The sequence below is a fragment of the Paenibacillus sp. FSL P4-0338 genome (assembly GCF_038002365.1).
GTDB lineage: Bacteria > Bacillota > Bacilli > Paenibacillales > Paenibacillaceae > Paenibacillus_AQ.
The window spans coordinates 4,152,261-4,174,008 of the sequence record NZ_JBBOCG010000001.1 but is presented as its reverse complement, the minus strand read 5'-3'; the positions used below and the strand labels follow the sequence as shown (position 1 = coordinate 4,174,008).

Annotated in this window: 16 protein-coding genes; 10 read left to right on the top strand and 6 right to left on the bottom strand. The window is 49.6% G+C overall.

The window, feature by feature from the left end; genetic code table 11:
* Both MKZ07_RS18340 and MKZ07_RS18335 read left to right on the top strand, forming a co-directional pair.
* Complete coding sequence (locus MKZ07_RS18340; protein ID WP_341027023.1) at window positions 1-1,725, top strand: ABC transporter ATP-binding protein; 1,725 nt, start codon at window positions 1-3, stop codon at window positions 1,723-1,725.
* Window positions 1,722-3,632 (top strand): ABC transporter ATP-binding protein, encoded by a 1,911-nt coding sequence (locus MKZ07_RS18335; RefSeq protein WP_341027020.1) that lies wholly within the window; start codon window positions 1,722-1,724, stop codon window positions 3,630-3,632. The genes MKZ07_RS18340 and MKZ07_RS18335 overlap by 4 nt, the downstream gene beginning before the upstream one ends.
* 263 nt (window positions 3,633-3,895) lie before the next feature.
* Here the strand turns inward: MKZ07_RS18335 and MKZ07_RS18330 are convergent, their stop codons facing one another.
* The gene (locus MKZ07_RS18330; RefSeq protein ID WP_341027018.1) at window positions 3,896-5,137 is read right to left on the bottom strand and encodes a CynX/NimT family MFS transporter; all 1,242 of its coding nucleotides are present in this window, start codon (window positions 5,135-5,137) and stop codon (window positions 3,896-3,898) included.
* Window positions 5,134-5,811, bottom strand: coding sequence for a FadR/GntR family transcriptional regulator (locus MKZ07_RS18325; protein ID WP_036700411.1), 678 nt, complete (start codon window positions 5,809-5,811; stop codon window positions 5,134-5,136). The genes MKZ07_RS18330 and MKZ07_RS18325 overlap by 4 nt, the downstream gene beginning before the upstream one ends.
* 209 nt (window positions 5,812-6,020) lie before the next feature.
* On the opposite strand from MKZ07_RS18325, the gene MKZ07_RS18320 reads away from it, so the two are divergent.
* Window positions 6,021-6,536: a MarR family transcriptional regulator gene (locus MKZ07_RS18320; protein WP_036700409.1), complete on the top strand. Its 516-nt coding sequence runs from the start codon at window positions 6,021-6,023 to the stop codon at window positions 6,534-6,536.
* On the top strand, window positions 6,517-6,783 hold the full coding sequence (locus tag MKZ07_RS18315; protein ID WP_235218556.1) for a hypothetical protein: 267 nt from the start codon (window positions 6,517-6,519) through the stop codon (window positions 6,781-6,783). Before MKZ07_RS18320 ends, MKZ07_RS18315 begins: the two co-directional genes overlap by 20 nt.
* 80 nt (window positions 6,784-6,863) lie before the next feature.
* On the opposite strand, the gene MKZ07_RS18310 is transcribed toward MKZ07_RS18315, so the two are convergent.
* Window positions 6,864-7,433, bottom strand: a complete 570-nt coding sequence (locus MKZ07_RS18310) for a TetR/AcrR family transcriptional regulator (RefSeq protein WP_218639663.1) — start codon at window positions 7,431-7,433, stop codon at window positions 6,864-6,866.
* Between the two features lie 164 nt (window positions 7,434-7,597).
* Between MKZ07_RS18310 and MKZ07_RS18305 the strand changes: the two genes are divergently transcribed.
* Window positions 7,598-8,557, top strand: coding sequence for a carotenoid biosynthesis protein (locus MKZ07_RS18305; protein ID WP_341027011.1), 960 nt, complete (start codon window positions 7,598-7,600; stop codon window positions 8,555-8,557).
* A gap of 67 nt (window positions 8,558-8,624) precedes the next feature.
* Here the strand turns inward: MKZ07_RS18305 and MKZ07_RS18300 are convergent, their stop codons facing one another.
* Window positions 8,625-9,545 carry an aldo/keto reductase gene (locus MKZ07_RS18300; protein WP_076161078.1) on the bottom strand — a complete coding sequence of 307 codons (921 nt, stop codon included), beginning with the start codon at window positions 9,543-9,545 and terminating at the stop codon, window positions 8,625-8,627.
* Window positions 9,546-9,702: 157 nt separating this feature from the next.
* Between MKZ07_RS18300 and MKZ07_RS18295 the strand changes: the two genes are divergently transcribed.
* Together MKZ07_RS18295 and MKZ07_RS18290 are read left to right on the top strand one after the other, a co-directional pair.
* On the top strand, window positions 9,703-10,095 hold the full coding sequence (locus tag MKZ07_RS18295; protein ID WP_036700403.1) for a MerR family transcriptional regulator: 393 nt from the start codon (window positions 9,703-9,705) through the stop codon (window positions 10,093-10,095).
* Window positions 10,096-10,203: 108 nt separating this feature from the next.
* Window positions 10,204-13,269: a glycoside hydrolase family 2 TIM barrel-domain containing protein gene (locus MKZ07_RS18290; RefSeq protein WP_341027001.1), complete on the top strand. Its 3,066-nt coding sequence runs from the start codon at window positions 10,204-10,206 to the stop codon at window positions 13,267-13,269.
* Between the two features lie 49 nt (window positions 13,270-13,318).
* Here MKZ07_RS18290 and MKZ07_RS18285 read toward each other — a convergent pair whose 3' ends face one another.
* A complete protein-coding gene (locus MKZ07_RS18285) occupies window positions 13,319-14,200 on the bottom strand; it encodes a helix-turn-helix transcriptional regulator (RefSeq protein WP_341026998.1) in 882 nt (293 codons plus the stop codon).
* Window positions 14,201-14,773: 573 nt separating this feature from the next.
* Here MKZ07_RS18285 and MKZ07_RS18280 point away from each other — a divergent pair.
* From MKZ07_RS18280 to MKZ07_RS18270, 3 genes are all read left to right on the top strand, one after another.
* Complete coding sequence (locus MKZ07_RS18280; protein WP_339314977.1) at window positions 14,774-15,640, top strand: ABC transporter permease; 867 nt, start codon at window positions 14,774-14,776, stop codon at window positions 15,638-15,640.
* A 36-nt stretch (window positions 15,641-15,676) separates the two neighbouring features.
* The gene (locus MKZ07_RS18275) at window positions 15,677-16,570 is read left to right on the top strand and encodes a carbohydrate ABC transporter permease (protein ID WP_036700398.1); all 894 of its coding nucleotides are present in this window, start codon (window positions 15,677-15,679) and stop codon (window positions 16,568-16,570) included.
* 149 nt (window positions 16,571-16,719) lie between these two features.
* Window positions 16,720-18,318 carry an extracellular solute-binding protein gene (locus tag MKZ07_RS18270; protein WP_036700396.1) on the top strand — a complete coding sequence of 533 codons (1,599 nt, stop codon included), beginning with the start codon at window positions 16,720-16,722 and terminating at the stop codon, window positions 18,316-18,318.
* A 1,171-nt stretch (window positions 18,319-19,489) separates the two neighbouring features.
* Here the strand turns inward: MKZ07_RS18270 and MKZ07_RS18265 are convergent.
* Window positions 19,490-21,730: an AraC family transcriptional regulator gene (locus tag MKZ07_RS18265; RefSeq protein WP_341026997.1), complete on the bottom strand. Its 2,241-nt coding sequence runs from the start codon at window positions 21,728-21,730 to the stop codon at window positions 19,490-19,492.
* Window positions 21,731-21,748 lie beyond the last annotated feature (18 nt).

Below are 21,748 nucleotides of genomic sequence, written 5' to 3'. Positions count from 1 at the left end.
TTGGCCAAATTGTTAAGATTTTTGAAGCCTTATCGGGTCTATCTCGGTTTGATTTTCATATTAGCTTGTTGTCAGGCTATGGCAGAGGTCTACTTGCCAACCTTGATGTCAGAGATAGTGAATAAGGGAATCTTAAAAAAAGATGTCCACTATATTCTGGAAATCGGGGAGTATATGATCCTGGTTGCTCTATTCAATGCAGTGGTTATTGCTTTGACCAGTTACATCTCTGCGAAGGTTACTGTAGGGTACGGGAGTTCTCTGCGTAAGGCTGTGTTTGCCAAAGTACGAAGCTTTTCGCTGAGCGAGCTGGATCGTATGGGGACAGCTTCCCTTGTTAACCGTACAACTAATGATATTACGCAGTTTCAGCAGATCTTCACAGCAATGCTGCGGATGATCATTGTTCCGATGATTTTGATCGGAAGCATCCTTATGGCCGTTTCCAAAAACGCAAAGCTTTCTCTGATTTTTCTGGCAGTCCTGCCTATTCTCGGACTATGTACGGTTGTGATCGGGAAGAACAGTATGCGTTTTTTTAAGACCATGCAGGATAAGCTAGACCGGTTAAACATGATTGTCCGGGAGAACCTGAAGGGGGTCAGGGTGATCCGCGCATTTCATCAGATGGAGGGACAGACCGAAAAACTTCATGCAGCGGGCAAAGATCTGACGGTAATATCTATAAAAGCTAACCTGACGATAGCGCTGGTTATGCCACTGATGATGTTGATTATGAATGTAGCTACTTTGGCAGCTCTCTGGTACGGAGGGCTGTTTACCGGCAGCGGGAGTATGCAAATTGGGGATTTAATGGCCTACGTCCAATACATGATGCAGATCATTATCTGCATTGTGTTTGTATCAATGATGTTCTCAGCAATGCCAAGGGCTAAAGCTTCGGCAGAACGAATTCAGGAGGTTCTTGCCATTAGTCCGGACATTATGGATAAACGTCAGCGCCGCAATGATGAACACGGCGCAGGCAGCATTGAATTCCGGAACGTCAGCTTTAGCTACCCGGGGGCAGAGCGGCCAGCTATACGGAATGTTTCCTTCCGGGCGGAACCGGGCAAGACCGTGGCTATTATTGGAGGTACCGGCTCCGGGAAATCTACCTTAATAAATCTCATCCCCCGCTTTTACGATGTACAGGAGGGAAGTATTCTATTGGATGGTACAGATATCAAGGAGATGCCATTACAGATCCTTAGAGCCAGATTAGGCGTGGTTCCGCAAGAGAATGTTCTCTTCAGGGGTACAGTTGCTGATAATATTAGTGTCGGCAATAGGGCGGCAAGCCGGGAGGAGATCCGGAAGGCTGCGGAGAAGGCACAGGCTCACGAATTTATCCTAAGTATGGAAGGCGGCTATGATGCAGAAATAACGCAGGGCGGGACGAATCTGTCCGGCGGCCAGAAGCAGCGGCTTGCCATAGCCCGCGCGCTGGTCCGCAGACCGGATATTTATATACTGGATGACAGCTTCTCCGCGCTTGATTTCACTACAGACCTTCATTTGAGGACTGCACTTAAGAATGAAACATTGGCAGCCACAGTAATCGTTGTTGCCCAGAGAGTAAGTACAGTGATTGATGCAGATATCATTCTTGTTATGGATCAGGGCTGTATTGTTGGCATGGGGACACATACAGAGCTGCTTAATACCTGTGTGACTTATAAGGAAATTGTCTCCTCACAGCTTCCGGGGGAGGAATCAGCATGAGCAAGGAGGATAAAACCTCATTAATGAATAAATCCATGAGAGGCCTAAATCCAGTAGGCTCCATAGGTCATCCCAAGGAAAAGGTCAAAAGCTATAGAGTTACTCTCAAAAGAATACTGCGATATCTGGAGCGCTTTAAATGGCAGGTACTAACAGTATGCCTCATGACTGTAGCCAGTACACTATTCAGTATACTTAGCCCTAAAATAATGGGGGAAGGCATCAATATTCTGGCAGAAGGGATATACGGGAGACTGGAGGGTTCCTCCGGGACCACCATTAATTTTGCTGCATTCGGAAATATTCTGTTCATTCTGCTGATCATCTATCTGATTAGTGCTGCCTTCTCTTATCTGCAGCAGCATGTTATGGTGAAAATCTCACAAAAAGTTATTTTTCAATTAAGAGAAGATTTGAACCGGAAGCTGGCCAGCTTGCCCCTGAAATTTTTTGATTCACATCCCCACGGCGAATTGTTAAACCGGGTAATTAGTGATGCTGATACCATCGGTATCGCCCTGCAGCAGAATCTTACTCAACTGATATCCGCTGTCCTTCTCATCGCGGGTGTGCTGACGATGATGCTCTTAATCAGTCCTATATTAACAATAATAACAATAATAACAATTCCCTTAAGTATCTTGTCAATCAAGTTCCTGGCGGGACGGTCACAGCCTTATTTTATCGCACAGCGCAGAGCGGCGGGCGGGCTTAGCGGACATATTGAGGAAGTGTATTCAGGTCTAACTGTTGTACAGGCTTACGGTCTGGAACAAGAAGCAGAAGAGAAGTTCATGAAGTTCGATGGCAGACTATGTGAAGCAGGTGTGAAGTCGCAGTTTATTACCGGCTTCATGATGCCATTAATGGATTTCATCAATAATATCGGATATATTGTAGTGTGCGTTCTAGGCGGGATTTTTGTTGTTGATGGAAGAATCAAGATAGGGGATATTCAAGCGTTCATTCAGTACTCTAAGCAATTCTCCCGCCCCATCAATCAAATTTCCAATATTATGAATAGTTTTCAGTCTGCGGTAGCATCCGCTGAACGGATTTTTGAGGTATTGGATGCTCCGGAAGAGTGGGAAGACCTGGATGCTTCACAGGCAGTTGCACTTGAGAACCCCCAGGGGCGGGTTAGCTGCCGCGATGTCAGTTTTGCATATGATGAGGGAGAGACACTGTTGCGGCATGTTGATTTTCAGGTGGAACCGGGGAGCACTGTTGCGATTGTAGGTCCAACCGGAGCCGGAAAAACTACGTTAATCAATCTGCTGATGCGGTTCTATGAAATGGAACATGGAGAAATCCGGATTGATGGCGTGGACATCAGAGATATGCAGAAGGCTGATTTACGAAGGATGTTCGGCGTGGTTCTTCAGGATATCTGGTTATTTTATGGAACAATCAGGGACAATATCGCGTATGGCCGCCCGGATTGTACGTTAGCAGAAGTAGTCCAAGCGGCGGAGGCAGCTCACGCAGATCATTTTATCAGGACCTTACCGGATGGCTATGATACTGTGATTAATGAAGCAGCCTCGAATTTATCCCAGGGGCAGAAGCAACTGTTGACCATCGCCCGGGCTTTTCTTACCCGCCCGCCCATTCTAATCATGGATGAGGCGACCAGTAGCGTGGACACCCGTACAGAGATTTATGTACAGAAAGCAATGAATACTTTGATGAAGGGAAGGACCAGCTTTGTCATCGCCCACAGATTATCTACAATCCGGAATGCTGACATGATCCTGGTGATTGATAAGGGAACGGTTATTGAACAAGGCAGTCATCATGAGCTGTTGGCTAGAAAAGGGGTCTATCATGATCTTTTTAATAGTCAATATGTTTCTGTAACACCTGAACAGCAAAGTATATATACATCAGGATATGCGCAGGTGTAGACAAAGAGCAATATGTTTCAAGATGAAAAGTCCGCACCCCCCTTTGCTGTAATGCGGGTCCATCTGGTGGCCCGTTCCATTTAATCTGCTCAGGCGAAAGATCATCTAGGTATTTTGGTTCCTTTAATATGGGTAATCAACGCCGGTAAAAAAGAACTGTCTCTGTGTATCTTACAACACAGAGACAGTTCTTTTTATATTCGCAATGTCTAAGATCTAAGTGATTGTCGGTTGCTTGGTAATTGAGTGCTTACATCATAAACTTACTCCGCCGAACCCACAAATTGATTTCTGGCTGCACCTAGACCAATGATACCGAGTAGGGCAGAAGCGCCAACCAAGATCAGGAGTGGAGCATTCCAACTATGAGTGGCATCATGCAGGTATCCAATCAGCGCCGGGCCGGTGGCTGCCAGCAGATATCCGATGGATTGGGCCATGCCGGATAATTCCGCCGCCTGATGGGCACTTTGAGTGCGCAAGCCGAAAAACATCATAGACAAGCCAAAGGCAAAGCCCGCTCCAATGCCAAGAATAATCACCCACAACAGAAGCAGTTGGATACTGCTATAGAGAAGCCCAAGTGTCCCGATCAAAAGTAGGATTGTTGTAATAACCACTAAGGACCGCTGGTTAGCCATACGCCCTGCCATAACTGGAACGATAAATGCAAAGGGGAGGGAAGCCATAATCATAACCGAGAGAAACCAGCCGGATTGACTTGAACTGATGCCTTGCTCTTTTAGGATTTCAGGCAGCCAGGCTACCAGCACATAGAAAACGGCTGATTGTATTCCCATAAACAGAGTCACCTGCCAAGCTAATGGGGAGCGCCATATTTTAACCTGATGGTTGTTACCTGTGCTGTTACTAATAATGGCGGGTTTCGTTGGAGTCTTGAGCAGCGGTATCCAAAAGAGAATGGAGATGAAGCTAAGTATTCCCCATACTCCCAGGGCACCTTGCCAGTTCATGCCTGCTCCTACAGCTAAGGGAATACTAATACCGGAAGCAATTGCCCCGCATAGATTCATGGAAACCGAATAAACGCCTGTCATAATCCCCATTTGCTGCGGAAATTCCCGTTTAATCAGGCTGGGAAGTAATACATTACATATAGTAATAGCAAATCCCAGAATTGCAGTTCCAACATATAAAGTCGCTGCTCCGGATAACGACCGGACAGCAATACCGATGACTAAAAAAATAAGAGAAATCAGGATAATTCGTTCTATACCATATTTATGGCCTAATTTGGGTACAAAAGGTGATAACAAGGCAAATGCAATTAGTGGTACTGTGGTAATCAGGCCTGCTAATGTATTTGAAATATTCACGTTGTCCCGAATAAGGCTGACCAAGGGTCCCACTGATGTGAGGGGGGCACGCAAATTCGCTGCGATAAAAATAATTCCTATAATCATGAACCAGACAGTCGCTTGCTTGCGTATGCCGGTTCTGGATATTCCATCCTGTTTGTTAAACAATTGTTCTGGTGAACTCATATGTGTTCCTCCTGTGTACGGGTCTTTTCAATGTATGAACGGACAGCCTCTTCCGCTTGATGACCATCCTGATTGGCAATAGCTTGATAGAGCAGGGCATGAGAGTCAAGATAAAAATCCACATTTTTCAAATCCTTCATTTCTATAATCATGTTCTGCAGCGCCTCGGAAATATGATTGTACAAATTCGCCATCAATTGGTTGTGTGAAGCGGCTATCACCATTTTGTGAAACTCCACATCCCAGTGGGCATAAGCTTCAAGATCTTGCTGGACGGCAGCTTGTCTGCACTGGTCCAGGCATGTCCGTAGTGCAGCCAGGTCTTCCTCGCCTCTCCTGAGCGCAGCCAGGGCAGCAGCTTCTCTTTCCAGTGCATAGCGGACCTCCAGGCTCTCAAGCTTATCCGTATGCTGAATCACTTTTCTAATCACTGACCCCAAAACACTGGAGGAGCAGACATAAGTTCCATCGCCTTGCCTGGTCTTGAGCAGACCTGCATAGGTTAGAGCCCGAATCGCTTCCCTTAAGGTATTACGGCTGACTTGAAGCTGCTCCATTAGCTCCGGCTCTGGAGGAATACGCGTCCCTACTTGCCATTCGCTGCTTTCGATCTTCTCTTGGATCTGGTAGGCCACCTGTTCCACCAAGGTTAAACGTTGAGTCTGAGCTAACAATAATATCATTCCTTTGCAAACGTAGGATGTTTGGTACTTTGGTTGAATTATAGCAGATAGTATTCGGCTTGAAAAGATGAAAATGATATTGATTCTCAATATCAGTCGTGTTAATATAATTTTGTTCAGTGGTGAACAAAAAGAAAAGCAATGGATTGCTGCCTCTGACCATGGTCTGCATGAAGTACAAGAGAGGAGAGAACCGGCAAGTGGAATTTCAAAATCATTCTAAAGGTCACCTTTATGAGCAATATATCAGAATGCTGCATTTGAATGAATTATATACAGAACATGAAATTAATCTGTTTCGTGAGCAAGCCAAAAAGCTTCAGATCGATATGCTGTCCAATAATATTACCAGTGTGCATGTTATTGATTGCATTGGTGATCATGAGCCGATCAATCATACCGGAATTACCAAAAGAATGAATCTGTCCAAAGCAAGCATTACAAGTATTAGTTCCAAGCTGTTGGAAACAGGCTTCATTATGAAAAATCAACTAAATAACAACCGGAAGGAGATTTATTTTAGCTTAACGGATAAGGGAAGACAGGTTTATCAACTGCACCAAAAGATGCATCAAGCGAAAGAAGACAGCTTTTACCAGTTTATTGAATCTTATTCAGAAGCTGAGATACAGACGATTGGGAAATTCATGAGTGATTTGTTGGCGCGCGCCGAAGAATACTCCGAGGGGAAGTTTAATGGAAATGAAGATATTTAATTCGAACCGGAAGGAAGCATCAGGTAATGAAGAAAAAAACTCGGGTCTCTCAGAATTAGAGCAAATTGCCCGCGAGAAAAAGAAAATCCAATTTTACCTCAATATGATGTTAGGACTCAGCGCAAGCTGTGCTGTGATGATACCTGTAGAGCCGATTTATATGACTTTAAAGGAGCTTTCCGCTCAAGAGACCGCACTTATACAAAAGGTAAAGGAGCAATCAGAGCAATCAGAGCAATCGGAATGAGTAATGAATAAGGAATGAAATGATTGGAAAAAGAGCAGAGAAGCGGCCTTCAAAAAGAGGGACCGCTTTATTTTATTAAATTATAATTCTTCGGAATAAAATGCTTTGGATACTGCCTCGGTTGCTTTATCAATAAAAGCTGCAACCTTACCCGGGCTTTCCTTCAGACCACTGCTCACCCACTTTTTAATAATGGCGATACTGCCATGAGCGGTAAACGTATACCAGGACTCAAATAATTGGGGATCGAAATATTTCAATTCCTGCTTCCAGCGCTCAATGGTTAAATCGTGGCTGATATAAAGGACTCTTTCCAATAATTCTTTATCGCCATTTTCGGAGAACAGAACCTCACATATCGTTTTATTCGCTTTTATATACTTACATAATTCATAAGACAGCTTTTGAGGGCTTGCAGAACTCATCCCGAGTTGCTTAATTTCTTCGTAAAGATCATTTTCGATCGTAGAAAGAAGCTCGAACTGATTCGCATAGTGTGAATAAAAGGTGTTGCGGTTAATCCCTGCTTCGCTGCAAATGTCGGTCACGGTAACTTTATTGATAGACCGTTCTGTCATCAGCTTCAACAGGCTTTCTTTAATAACCATTTTTGTATATCTCACCCGGTGATCTGTTTTTTTGTCTGCCATCGTAACCTCCTAATTTAAAATAATAAAATGGTTAATGAACAAATCTAATATGATTTGTATGGTAACTAACATAATCCAAACGAACAGCCTGTTGTTTAACTAACATGATGACATTATAATTTATTTAAACGTTCGATTCAAATTAAATTAATTGGAGGAAGAAAATGGGTAGTATAACTGTAGTGCCTGTATGGGTTATTCAAGACATTCTTGTCTTAATTGCTGCTGTCCTAATGGTGTTCTATATCCTTGATAAGGAAACACATCCCAAAACGGTTTTACTGCAATTTATAGGTTTTGTGTTCTTTTACGCCGCCGTTTTTGAAATTACTGCTTCATCGCTTGGGGAAGGGTTCTACGCCTATGGGCGCAGTATTTTAATGTTATTTAACATACCAATTACTGTCCCTATTATTGAGTTTCTGATCATCTATTCCACTTTGCGTGTTCTAAAGTCTGTAAATATACCGTCCTGGACGAAACCGTTTATTACGGGATTAAGTGCGATGGTGTTTGACTTTTCACTCGACCCGGTGGCCGTTAAACAGATTTTTGAGACCATGGATGGAACCATTGCAAGATGGAGTTATTATCCGCTGGCCGGTGAACCTCAAATCTATGGGGAACCGGTGATGAATTTTACAGGATGGATTTATATCGCGGGATATTGGACAGTCTTTATCCTGATCGGTGAATGGTGGCATAAAAAGAAAGGCTACAGTAAAAACGTGGGTTACATCTATCCGTTTCTGGCGGCCCTTGCGTCATTGGCTTGTATGTTCTCACCTTTATCTAACTTCTTTAACTATATGGGGCCGTTCTTCGAAAGAACCTCTAATATGCAATGGGTTAATTTGATTGTACTTTCTGTCATTACAATTGGAGTTTTAGCATTAGCTTTCCTAAAGTTCTGGGACCGGAAGGCTAATTATTCAATCACTCCCAAAAAAGATTTTCCGATCATGTTCACTTTCTTAGGATTCCCCTTGGTTAATACGATATTTTGCCTTATAGGTGGGTACACAGAAGTCTTGTGGCTGGTCGTTCTGGCTCAGATCGTATTGATGTTAGCCTGGATCGGAATTTCCAGGATGGGTAAAAAAGCAAGCCCAATCGCGAGATAGTTAAAAAAACACCGCCAGGCTTTAGACTCTTTCGTCTAAAGGTGGCGGTGTTTTGCGGCTATCTTCGTTAAGGCAGCACATTCCCGGCTGCGCGGTAAATCTCGTACCATTCCTCACGGCTGAGGGTGATGCTTGAGGCCTTGGCGATGTCGAGCAGGCGTGCGGTGTTGGTGGTGCCGACAATCGGCTGCATTTTGGCCGGATGTCTGAGCAGCCAAGCGATGGCGATCGCGGTGTCGGCTACTCCGTTGTCCGCGGCGATACGGTTAATGACTTCGTTCACCTTAGGGAACTTCTCGTTGCCGAGGAATACGCCCTCGAAGAAGCCGTATTGGAACGGCGACCATGGCTGGATGGTCATATCATGCAGGCGGCTGTATTCCAGGATTCCGCCGTCGTGGACTACGGAACCGGCATTGGTCATATTGACATTGAAGCCGGAATCTATCATGCCGGTAACCATGATGCTGAGCTGAAGCTGGTTGAACAGGAGGGGCTGCTTGACGTTCTTTTTCAGCAGCTCAATCTGTAGCGGGTTCTGGTTGCTGACGCCAAAATGCTTGACGAGCCCTCTGCGCTCCAGATCATCGAAGGCTTCGGCCACTTCCTCCGGCTCCATCAGGGTGTCGGGACGGTGAAGGAGAAGGACATCTACATAATCGGTCTGCAGCCGTTTCAGGCTGTTCTCTACTGAACTCACAATATGTTCTTTGGAGAAGTCGAAGAAGCCGTTACGGATGCCGCATTTGGCCTGAATCATCAGCCGGTCGCGCATGCCGGGATTTGCAGCCAGTACGTTACCGAATACTTCCTCCGCTTTACCACCAGCATAAATATCCGCATGGTCAAAGAAGTCTATGCCCACCTCAAGGGCGCTGTGGATATGGACTTCAGCCTCTTTGGGAGACAAATCAGCGATCCGCATACAGCCGAGTGAAATCTCGGAAACCTCAAGTGTACCGTTAGCTACATTAATTCTTTTTACCATTAATCATTCACTCCTTAAATGAAGGTATAGTGTTAGCTTAGACCTTAGAGTTAGGTGTAAGTCAATAGAATCATAGAGTGGCTGTTCATAGAAACGGATTGGTGTTACCTTTACATATAGGTGAAGCCAGCCATGGTTGGCAGAAAGGAGCTGCATGATGGGATACAGCATCAAAACCATAGCACAAAAAAGCGGACTGAGCCAATATACGCTGCGTTACTACGAACGGGAGGGTGTATTGCCGGTTGTGGCAAGGGATGTGAACGGTAATCGTTGCTTCAATGATGAGGATCTGGAGCTAATCTCGCTAATCTGCTGCCTGAAGGATACCGGAATGGCTATAGCGGATATTAAGCAATTCATCGCGCTCTCGCAGGAAGGCAGAGAAGCCTTGCCCGACCAGCGTAGACTGCTGCAGGAGCATAAACAGCATATCGATGAGAAGATCAAGTTCTTTCAGAGCTTTGCCCGGAAGATTGACCATAAGATTGCTTATTTTGCATCATTGGAGAATGAAGCGAAAGCCTCTGGAAATCATAAAACCACCTGAAAAGTAAGTTATCTGCACCGAAGTTGTGATCCGCTTCTTGGAGCCGGGGCAAACTTTGGGTAGAATAAGGAACAGATTCACTTCAAGAAGATGAAGGAGGACACTATAATGTCAGGCAATGAACCAAATCTGGATTGGCTAAGTGATGTATCTGTATTTAAGGTGAACCGATTGGAAGCGCATTCGGATCACCGCTATTATAAAACGATGGAGGAAGCGGAGAGACAAGCCCCCATGGCGCTGCGCCACTCTCTGAACGGAGACTGGAAATTCAGTTATGCGGTGAATGTGGCAGCCCGTGTGCAGGATTTCTATAAGACGGAATATGATACGAGCGGCTGGGGGGACATCCAGGTGCCGGGTCATATCCAGCTTCAGGGGTACGGCAGGCCGCAATATGCGAATACGATGTATCCGTGGGATGGTCTGGATGCTGTAAGGCCGCCGGAGATTCCGGTGAGCAGTAATACGGTGGGCAGCTATGTGAAGTTTTTTGAGGTTCCGGCGACTATGGAGCAGGGGCCGGTCTTTATTTCTTTTCAGGGCGTGGAGGCGGCTTGTTATGTCTGGTTGAACGGGCACTTCGTCGGCTACAGTGAAGACAGCTTCACCCCTGCGGAATTCGATTTGACACCTTATCTGCAGGAAGGAGCTAACAAGCTCGCGGTTGAGGTCTATCAGCGCTGTACGGGGAGCTGGCTGGAGGATCAGGATTTCTGGCGGTTCTCGGGGATTTTTCGTGAGGTGTATTTGTATACGGTTCCTGAGCTGCACGTACAGGATTTGCGGATTCAGGCGGGGCTGGATGCTTCCTATGAGAAAGGTAAGCTAACGGCTGAACTTCGCATGGCAACTGAGGCTGAGGCTGTGATTCGGGTGGAGCTGAAGGATGCGGCAGGTGCTGTGGTAGCGGAAGCAGAAGGACGGGCTGTGGCGGGCAAGGTGGATCTAAGCGTGGAGGCAGGCAAGGTGTTCCCGTGGAGCGCCGAGAATCCGTACCTGTATAACGTCTGTATCTCTGTATATAACAGCCAAGGGGAACTGGTGGAGGCAATTGTGCAGCGGGCGGGCTTCCGCACCTTCGAGCTGAAGGACAAGCTGATGCTGCTGAACGGCAAACGGATCATGTTCAAAGGTGTCAACCGCCACGAGTTCAACCCCCGCACAGGCCGGAACATCTCCAGGGAAGATATGATTAAGGATATCATCATCCTGAAGCAGAACAATATCAACGCGGTGCGGACCTCGCATTATCCGAATCAGACGCTCTGGTATGAGCTGTGTGATGAATACGGGGTCTATGTGATTGATGAGATGAATCTGGAATCCCATGGCTCGTGGCAGAAGATGGGCGCCGTTGAGCCGTCCTGGAACATCCCCGGGGATAAGCCGGAGTGGGAGGGGATTGTCATGGACCGGGCGGTATCGATGCTGGAGCGCGATAAAAATCATCCGTCGATCCTGATCTGGTCCTGCGGCAATGAATCGTATGCGGGCGAGGTGATTCTGAAGGTGTCCCATTACTTCCGCAAGTCTGATCCGGGACGGCTGGTGCATTATGAAGGAGTCTTCCATAACCGCAAATATAATGACAGCAGTGATATGGAGAGCCGGATGTATGCCAAGCCCGCCGATATTGTAGAATACCTGGAGAATCAGCCGGATAAGCCTTATATCAGCTGTGAGTACATGCATGCTATGGGTAATTCGGTAGGGGGACTCCATAAATATATCGAGCTGGAGAGCCGTTATCCGCTGTATCAGGGCGGCTTCATCTGGGATTACATCGATCAGGCGCTGGTAGCCAAGAACCGTTACGGTGAAGAGTATCTGGCATATGGCGGGGATTTCGATGACCGGCCAACGGACTACAGCTTCTGCGGCAACGGGATTGTCTTCGCTGACCGGACGATCACGCCGAAGATGCAAGAGGTGAAGTTCCTCTACCAGAACATCCGGCTGGTTCCTGAACGGGACGCGGTGACGGTGATCAACGGCAATCTGTTCGAAGGGACGGAGCGGCTGTTGCTGGAGTTCCGGTTATTGAGAGAGGGACGGGAGATCTTCAAGGGGCAGAAGGAGATCCATGTGGCTGCGCAGGAGGAGGCGCGGATTGCGCTGGAACTGCCGGATGTGTCAGCAGCTCCTGGGGAGTATACTCTGGCTGTAGGTCTGGTGCTGAAGGAAGCCGAGCTATGGGCGGAGCGGGGGTTCGAGACCGCTTATGGAGAGCATGTCTTCCGCGTAGAAGCGGCCGGAATAACAGCAGGCGGGGAAGCGGCGCTCTTGCCTGCGGCAGCGGAGTTCGGCGTCATTGAAGGGGATGTGAACATTGGGGTGAGCGGCCGGGGCTTCACGGCGTTATTCTCCAAACAGGCAGGTTCCCTGGTGTCGCTCTGCTATGGGGGGCGTGAGATGATTGCGACTCCGCCGGTTCCGCTGTTCTGGCGGGCAACGACCGACAATGATAAGGGGACTGCGCTGGGCTACCATGCCGGCGGCTGGTTCGCGGCAAGTCTAGCCCGCCAGTGTACGGCGGTCAGCCTGCACACCGAAGCAGACCGGGCTACGGTCAGCTTCGACTATGCCTTCAGCATCAGCAGTGAGCTGAAGACCAGGATTGAATACACGGTCCATGCCGACGGCAGCGTCCGTGTCCGTATGGTCTATGACGGGGCAGACGGCTTACCGGATGTACCGGTGGTGGCAGTATCCTTCCGGATGTCGGCAGACTACGAGGCCTCCGAGTGGTATGCCCGCGGACCGGAAGAGAACTACAGTGACCGCGCATATGGAGCGCGGCTCATCCGCTTCCGGCGTAAGGTGACGGAGCTGCCGTCACCGTATCTGGTGCCGCAGGAATCCGGCAACCGGACGGGTGTCCGTGAGGTGAGCATCACGGACAGCCGGGGGTATGGGCTGCAGGTTCAGGCGGCTGCAGGCCAGCCTCTGGAATGTACGCTGTCACCGTATACAGCGTTCGAGCTGGAGCAGGCAGCACATACTTATGAGCTGCCTCAGGTGCACTATACGGTTGTCACCCTCGCGGCAGAGCAGATGGGTGTGGGCGGGGATGACAGCTGGGGAGCGCCGGTGCATCCGGAATACCGGATCGCAGCGGGTCAGCAGCTGGAATTCGAATTCACGCTGACGGCGGCATTGCCGGAGGCGTAAGAATCATAGAGAAACAGGCCATCAGCGCAAGCTTCGCTGATGGCCTGTTTCATGAGAACCGCTGCCGGTATTCGCGCGGCGACAATCCCTCCAGCTTCATGAAGCTGGAGCTGAAGTAGGAGGATTGGTTGAAGCCCACCTCTTCGGCAATCCGGGCGATCGGGAAGCTGGTCTGCATCAGCAGCAGCTTGCTCTGTCCGATCCGGTAGCGGAGCAGATATTCCATGGGTGAACAGCTATATACCTTGTTCATGCATCGGGCAATATATACCGGATGGAAGTTGAGGCTGTCTCCCAGCATGGCGGTTGTAATCTCTTCACGGTAGTGGGTGCGGAGATAGGAGGCGGCCTGCTCGGCACATAGGGTGGTCTGGGAGCTGCGGTGCTCCGGATTCACAGAAGCGGCCAGCTGCTGCAGGAGGTCCTGGAAGAGGAGCTGCTGCCGGAAGCGGACGGCTTCGAGGTGGGCGGTGGCCTGCAATTGCGTGAGCTGCTCCAATACCTCGTAAGCTCTGTCCGGCAGAAGCAAGTTAACAAACTGGGATAACGCCAGATTGAAGGAGCTGATATCGAATAGAGATGCGGGAAGCTCTCCTGCAGTCTCGTTCGGGTTGCCGGGACCGGATCCTGCTATGGATGAGGCAGACCGGTCATGGAAGGTCTGAAAGTGGAGCCAGTGGTAGGCCGTCTCCTCCTTGCAGCCTTCGGTTCCAAAGTGGTGGCAGTCGGGGCGCAGGATCAAGGCATCGCCTGCCTTCACGGTGAACCGCTGCTCCTCCTCGCCGATATACAGGCATCCCTGCTGGACAATGAGCAAATCAAATACCTTGATCTGCTGGCGGCTCCGGTGCTGATAGCCGGGCTGGCAGTGATTGAGGCCGCTGGCTATATAATGCGGCAGGGGAGGGATGCGGAACAGAAGCGGGTTCATGGGCTGGCCTCCTGAAGAAAAGTTTGGATATTGAAAGTTTAGGTTGGAGAATTAGTACATTTTCCAGAGTATATCACCTATAATTTATTACAGGCAAGTTTAAATCGTAAGGCTACGGATAGGTCCTGCGCGACCATCCGAATTCCCCCGGATTCTTCTCCTTAAGGAGTATTCCGGGGGCTTATTTGCGTTGAACTTGCGATTACTTCACAAATGTATGATAAGTGCACAGTGCGGTTAGCCGTAATGTACAGGAATATCCCGAAGCTTCACTGTTCAGCCGCAGGAGGCTTCTTCTATACTCAGGTCATACAAGTCATACACTTGGACTTAACGAAGCTATAGGGGCCATCAAGGACGGAGGCTTCGGACCAAGTGACGCGGCAACTTATCTATAGGCATAGGAGAGTGAAGGCTTTGAGACACCGCAAACGCAAGACCGGTATGCCGCTTGTCGCCCAGTTTCCCCTGAAGGGAACAAGCGGGCTGTCCCCGCAGCTTGACTCCGGTACCCGGAAGAAAAAGAAGAAGGGCTTCGTGCATGAGCTGGTCCATAACCGGATTCTGTTCCTGATGCTGCTGCCTACGCTGTTGTTCTTTCTAATTAACTCGTATTTTCCGATGGTGGGGGTCTATTATGCGTTCACACAGTTCGACTTCAATTCCGGGCTGTTCGACGCTCCCTTCGTGGGGCTGAAGAACTTTGAATTTCTCTGGAAGTCCGGCACGCTGGTGAAGCTTACGCTCAATACGATCGGCTACAATCTGGCATTTATTTTACTCGGGAATGTGCTGGCGATTATCTGTGCTATTCTGCTTAGCGAGCTGCGGGTGAAATGGTTCAAGAAGCTGACCCAATCGGTCATGTTCCTGCCGTACTTCGTATCGTTCGTTATCTTAAGCGTTATCGTCTACAATGTGTTCAATTATGATAACGGTTTCTTGAATACGCTGCTGACGCAATTCGGGGCGAATCCTGTGGATGTCTATAATAATCCGGTCATCTGGATTTTCCTGATCATTCTCTTTTATCTCTGGAAAAATCTCGGCTACAGCATGGTCATTTACCTGGCCTCCATCACGGGTATCAGCGAGGAATATTATGAAGCGGCCAAAATTGACGGTGCCCACATTTTCCAGCGGATCTGGTATATCACGGTGCCGATGCTGAAATCGACCTTCGTCATGCTGCTGCTGTTCTCGCTGGGGAGTATTATGAAGGGGCAGTTTGACCTCTTTTACCAGCTGATTGGAAATAACGGGGTGCTGTACAATACAACGGATATTCTGGATACGTACGTGTTCCGCTCGCTCAAGGTGACCTTCGATGTCGGGATGGCAACGGCGGCCGGCCTGTATCAATCGTTGTTCGGCTTCATCCTGATTATGACGGTCAACTATATCATCCGTAAAATAAATGACGATTACGCCTTGTTCTAGGTTGTGCGGAACCTGCTGCGGAAGGAGAGAAAGAGTATGCAAATCAAAGACGACTCGTACACCAGGCTATTGCAGGGAGTAGCTTATACGGTAATTATACTGGGCTCCTTAGCCTGTCTGATTCCGTTCCTGCTGATTATTTCGGCTTCCTTGACGGCTAATGAGTCCATCATCAAGGACGGGTATCATTTCATCCCGGCGCAGTTCTCGCTGGAGGGCTATAAGACGGTATTCACTTTCCCTGATGAGGTGCTGCGGGCGTATGGGGTGACGCTGTTCACTACGGTGACGGGGACGACACTGGGACTGTTCTTCATGACAATGGCCGGTTATGTGCTGGCCCGCAAGGATTTCAAATACCGCAATACCTTCTCGTTCTATATTTACTTCACGACCCTGTTCGGCGGGGGGCTGGTGCCCTGGTACATTATGATTACTAAGTATCTGCATCTGACCGATTCTTATGGGGCGTTGATTTTCCCCGGCTTGATGACGCCGTTCCTGATTATTCTGATGAAGAATTTCATCCGCTCGGCGGTGCCGGAGGAGCTGTTCGAATCGGCCAAGATTGACGGGGCGGGGGATTTCAAAATATACTGGCGCATTGTGCTGCAGCTCTCGATGCCCGGGATTGCTACCGTAGGTCTGTTCCTCGCACTGGCTTACTGGAACGACTGGTTCTCCTCGTCGCTGTTCATTAATGATCCGCATAAGTATCAGCTGCAGTTCCATTTGTATAATGTCATCAACTCGGCTTCCTTCATCGCCAATATGGGCGCGGGTACCGGGGTCAGCTTAGGCAGCGATCTGCCTACAGAATCCACCAAGATGGCGATGGCCATTGTGGTCACGGGGCCGATTCTGTTCCTGTATCCGTTCATCCAGCGTTATTTCGTGAAGGGGCTGACGATCGGAGCGGTCAAAGGTTAGAACCGTGTGGCAGATTGTACCTTTACCGTACAGCTGCTATATCGGCTAACATAGAGTCACACACAAGGGCGGTATGCTTCCGGGGAGAGAACTGCACGAGGAGCATCAGGGAAGCCTGGGCTTACAAAAAATTCTAGGAGGGTTCATTCATGAGAAAGAAAGCAGGCAGACGATCTTTGGCTACGCTTACAACAGGGTTGCTCGCTCTATCGCTCCTGGCCGGCTGCGGCGGGGGGAACAGCAATGGCAACACCGGCAGCAGTGCCGGGAAGGACGGCAACGCAGGCACACCGGCTGCATCAGAGGGAGCGGCGAAGGCAGCGGACACCGGGATCGACACCTCGAAGAAGGTGGAGCTGCAATTCTATATGCTCGGCGATGCTCCTAAGGATCTTCCGGCCATCCAGGCTGAAGTCAACAAAATGGCTGAGGCAGACCTGAACGCCACGGTGAAGTTCAACTTCACGAGCTGGACGGACTGGGATCAGAAGTACAAGCTGCTGCTGTCCTCCGGGCAGGCGATTGATCTGATTTTTACGGCAGACTGGACTCAATATCAATCCTATGCGAAGCGCGGTGCCTTCTTGCCGCTGGATGACCTGCTTCCGAAGGCGGCTCCTGAGCTGCAGAAGTTCGTTCCGGAGCAGATGTGGGAGGACGTTAAGGTTGACGGTAAAATCTACACGGTTCCGGCGACCTTCAAGGAGTATGTCACCAACGGGTTCGTCTACCGCGAGGATCTGCGCAAGAAGTACGATCTTCCCGTGCCGAAGGATCTGGCCAGCTACGAGGCTTACATGGACGGCATTGTCAAAAATGAGCCGGACATGATGCCGATGTCCCTGAACAGTGATGTGGGCAACAATCTGCACTACATCTATACGGAGCTGAACAAGATGATCGGCGCGCTCCCTTACGGGATGGGTGTGAAGTATGATTCCCCGGGAACGGTCTACTCTTACTGGGGCTCGGAGGAGCAGAAGGAAGAGCTGAAGACGATGAAGCGCTGGGCGGACAAGGGCTTCATTCCGAAGAACGTGCTGAACATCAAGGATACGATGCAGGACCCGATGACTTCCGGCAAAGCCGCCAGTATGTTCGGAGACAACCCTAACCGCTTCAATGATATGAAGATGAAGATCAGCACGACTCACCCGGATTGGGAAATGGCTTATTCTCCGTTTGGTTTGACTACCGGCTATGCGACTCCGGTCCATCCGATTCACAACGGATTCGCGATTCCGAAGAGCAGCAAGAACCCGGAACGGGCACTGGCCTTCTATCAGAAGATGGTGCTGGACAAACGCTATAATCAGCTGACGCAATACGGCATTGAAGGCAAGAACTACACGGTGGAAGACGGCTATTACAAGCTGGTCGGCACCAGTACCTCCAATGGCTTCACTCGTGAGGGCATGAACGGCTGGGCGTGGAGAAATCCAGAGTATATGCTGTTCGACAAGGGCTTTGACGGGGTCAAGGCGATCTTTGATGAGCTGGATAAAATCCAGAAGCCGGATCTGTTCCTGGGCTTCGCCGAGGACTACAGCTCCTATCAGGCAGAAAAGGCTGCGCTAGAACAGGTAGAGAAGCAGTACCTGTTCCCGCTGGAGGCCGGACTGGTAGATGATGTGGATAAGGGCCTGGAGACCTTCATGCAGAAGGCCAAGCAGGCGGGCCTGGAGAAAATTCAGGCGGAGTGGACGAAGCAGTGGGAGGCTTATGTTGCTGAAAAGGGTCTTAAGTAGATGAGAGGAGCCCCGGGAGCCGAAAGGCTTTTGGGGCTTTTTGCTGTGGCGGGGCGTTTGGACGCTTGGGTGGACGCTCCGAAAACGGAATGATGTTCCGATCGCTGTTGTGTCCGGATTTTTTTGATTTTACCTTAGCGGTGAAAATCCGGACACAAAGGCGAACGCTCCGCTTCTCCACATTCATTCCGTTTTCTCCGCTGTTTAAGCGCTAGGCGCAACCGGACCACAGCTGCGGGGCCGCGTCAGCCCTACGGCCTCCGCGGCAGGAGGGAAGAGCATCAGCCCGTCTCCATGGATCTGGAGACGGGCTGATGTTGTTCCACATCTAAAGCGTGACAGAGCAAAATGAAAGGTGCCAAGACACTGGCTTGGTGTTCCACCAAAGCAGAAAAGCGAACGGCAGGCTTGGTGTTCCACCAAAGCGGGAAAGCTAACGGCGGGGGCTTGTTGTTCCCCCCAAAGCGAGAAAGATAACTGCGGGCTTGGTGTTCCACCAAAGCATGGAACGACTCAATTTCTAAAATCCTGCATGAATTGCAACATTCGACACTCTAAAACTGGCTCAAGGTGGGAATTGTTGCAGAAAAGTCAGCAATTCACTTGAATTCGGCTGATACTTGGGTGAGTTGCTGTATTTGGTGCAACAATTCAACTAAATAGCTAAGGATAGGGGCTCCAAGTTGCATTAACTGCAACATCTCGACTGGCCGAGTTTGTTCAAATGATATGTGTATCTCGACAATGTGCGGGTTAGTGACACCTGAGGTGCATGGTGCTTCACTAAACCAGAAAAGCTAACGGCAGGGGCTTGGTGTTCCACCAAAGCGGGAAAGGCAACTGCGGGGCTTGGTGTTCCACCAAAGCGGGGAGGGCAACTGCGGGGCTTGGTGTTCCACCAAAGCGGGGAGGGCAACTGCGGGGCTTGGTGTTCCACCAAAGCAAAAACAAAAGCGGCCCCAATACGAAATCCTGCACAAATTGCATCATTATACTTTATAAATGGGGCCTGAGCAGGAAATGTTGCAGGGAATGCAGCAGTTCGCTTAGGGTTAGCGGATACTTGAGCGAGTTGCTGCATTTGGTGAAACAATTAAACACAGAAGCTAAGTATCACGTCTCCAGGTTGCAGTATCTGCAACATTTTGATCAGGCTAGTTTGTATAAACCCCTAACTCATCCGCACACTCTTCAACCGGCGATAATCGGTAGGTGTTGTACCGAAGCTGCGCTTGAACATCCGGTGCAAGTAAGAGCTGCTGGTGAAGCCGCAGCGCTCGGCTATCGCAGTGACGGGCAGGTCGGTGTTCTCCAGCAGGGCGCACACCTCACGCATCCGCACCTCCAGGATGACATCGACGATGCTGTTCATGGTCTGCTGCTTGTAGAGGCGGCTGATATAGATGGGTGACATATCCAGCTCATCGGCGATCTGGTTCAGGCTCAGATGAGGCTTCATGTAATCCTCGTTGATCATGGCGTTGATCTGGCAGATGAGGTCGTGCTGCTTGGTGTTCTTTTTGCCTGCCAGCTGCTCCTGCAGGGTATGGAAGAGGGCGGCGAAGGCCTCCTCAAGCTCGTCTATCGTCTCGATGGCGTCAAGGCTGGGCAGCTCGGCCACTCCATCGATTTGTAAGCGATTACGCTTCTGGATAGTATTCACGATCTCTCTTATAGTGACGCTGAGCCTGGACACGGTTAACTGCGCGGTCTGGTAAGGGAAGGCCTCTGTCTCGCGGATCATCGCGCTGAACTGTTCGGCAGCGTCCGTCAGCTTACCGCTCAGCAGCGCATCCGCTAATCTTTTCTCCTTGTCGGCCGGATAATGATAAGTGCTGGACTCCAGGGCGCAGATATCCCGGGCATTCAGGATACAGCCATGTCCATAGAACAGGCGGTGATTCGACGCCTCGCGGACCTGCTGATAGAGCTGATGCAGTTGGCTGGCATTACGGTCAATATGGCTGTAGGTCAGCGTAAGGCTGATCTTCAGATAGTCGGAGCAGGCCTGCTGAATCTGCCGGAGCAGGGCTTCGATCAGTCCGGTATCCGTATATTCCACGGGATCGATAATGTTCAGCAGCACCAGGATTCCGTCATCGTTCATATCCACAGTCTCCACGCGGTAGGTCTGGCCGCAGATTTCGGAGGCGATGTTCATGATGGCGAACTTGGAGGCCAGCAGATACGACGAGCGGGCTTCCCGGAACTCCCGGTAACGGTCAATCCGCAGCAGGATCAGCCGGTAATCATCATTGAAGGTGAAATGAATGCCGAGCTGGCGCAGCTTCTCGACCTGTTGCATGGACTGCAGCGGCTTCAGGCCGAGGATCAGGTCACGCAGTGTATTTTGTCGGATCATGAACATGCTGTCGCGCTTCTCGGTCTCCAGGATATGCATCTCGCTGACAATCCGGTTCATCGGCAGGTAGAGGCTTCTGGACATGATCCAGGAAAGGCCTATGCCGGCCACCAGCACAAGACCTGCAATCAGCAGGGTGGTGTTGCGGATGTTGTTGGTCTGCTTCGTAATGATCTCATATGGCGTAATTCGTACATACTGCCAGCTTAGATCGTCCGGCGCCGTATAAGAGATCAGTGAGTTCACACCCCCGAAGGGAGCGATGAAATACCCGGCCTCCCGGCCCTTGATCCGCTGCTCGATGAATCCCGCTTCCTCCGGGGTAAGCTCCTGCTGCTTCAGGCTGTTGCTGGACAGGAAGGCACCCTGATCATCCAGTATATAGGTGGCGCTGGTTGAATCCGCCGGGCTTGCGATCTCTTTGTTAATCCAAGGAGCCGAAATATTCACAATCACTGCCGAATTAATCGCCCGGTCCCAGCCGATGGCATCCAGACAGAGGAAGGTGTAGGCCCGGACCTGATCGTTCTCCTGTGCGCCGTTAGAATAGACTCTAGGAATAGGAGTGAACGCCTTATATTTCTGATAATGGCTCAGAATATCCAGAATGGAGGTATCGACCAGCTCCTTTTCGGTATACACACCGTTCTGGCCATGGGAGGAGGCAACATACAGCTGCCCGCCCTTGGGATTATATACATAGATGGATTCGATATAAGGCATAGAGCTTAGATAGTTGCCCAGCTCGGACATGGCGGCGGTGACATCGTAGATGTCCGGCTTATCGTAGAACACAATTTTGGAGATGGTGCTGTTGCGGTAGATTTGAAAAGAAAGCGATTGCGCAGCATCAGTCATGTTCATGACCTCCCGGCTGGTCTGTGTGAGGTTGCCGAGGTCGGACTGGAAGGTCTGTTTCTTTTCTACGCCGATATAGTAGTTGTAATAAATGATGGTGGAGACCAGAAAGGTTAAGGAGACGCAAAGCGTAATGCTGACTAGCAGTCTGCTGTACAGTGCCCGTTGATTACCGATCTTGTTCAGTCTCATCCAAGTAGCCCCCTAACT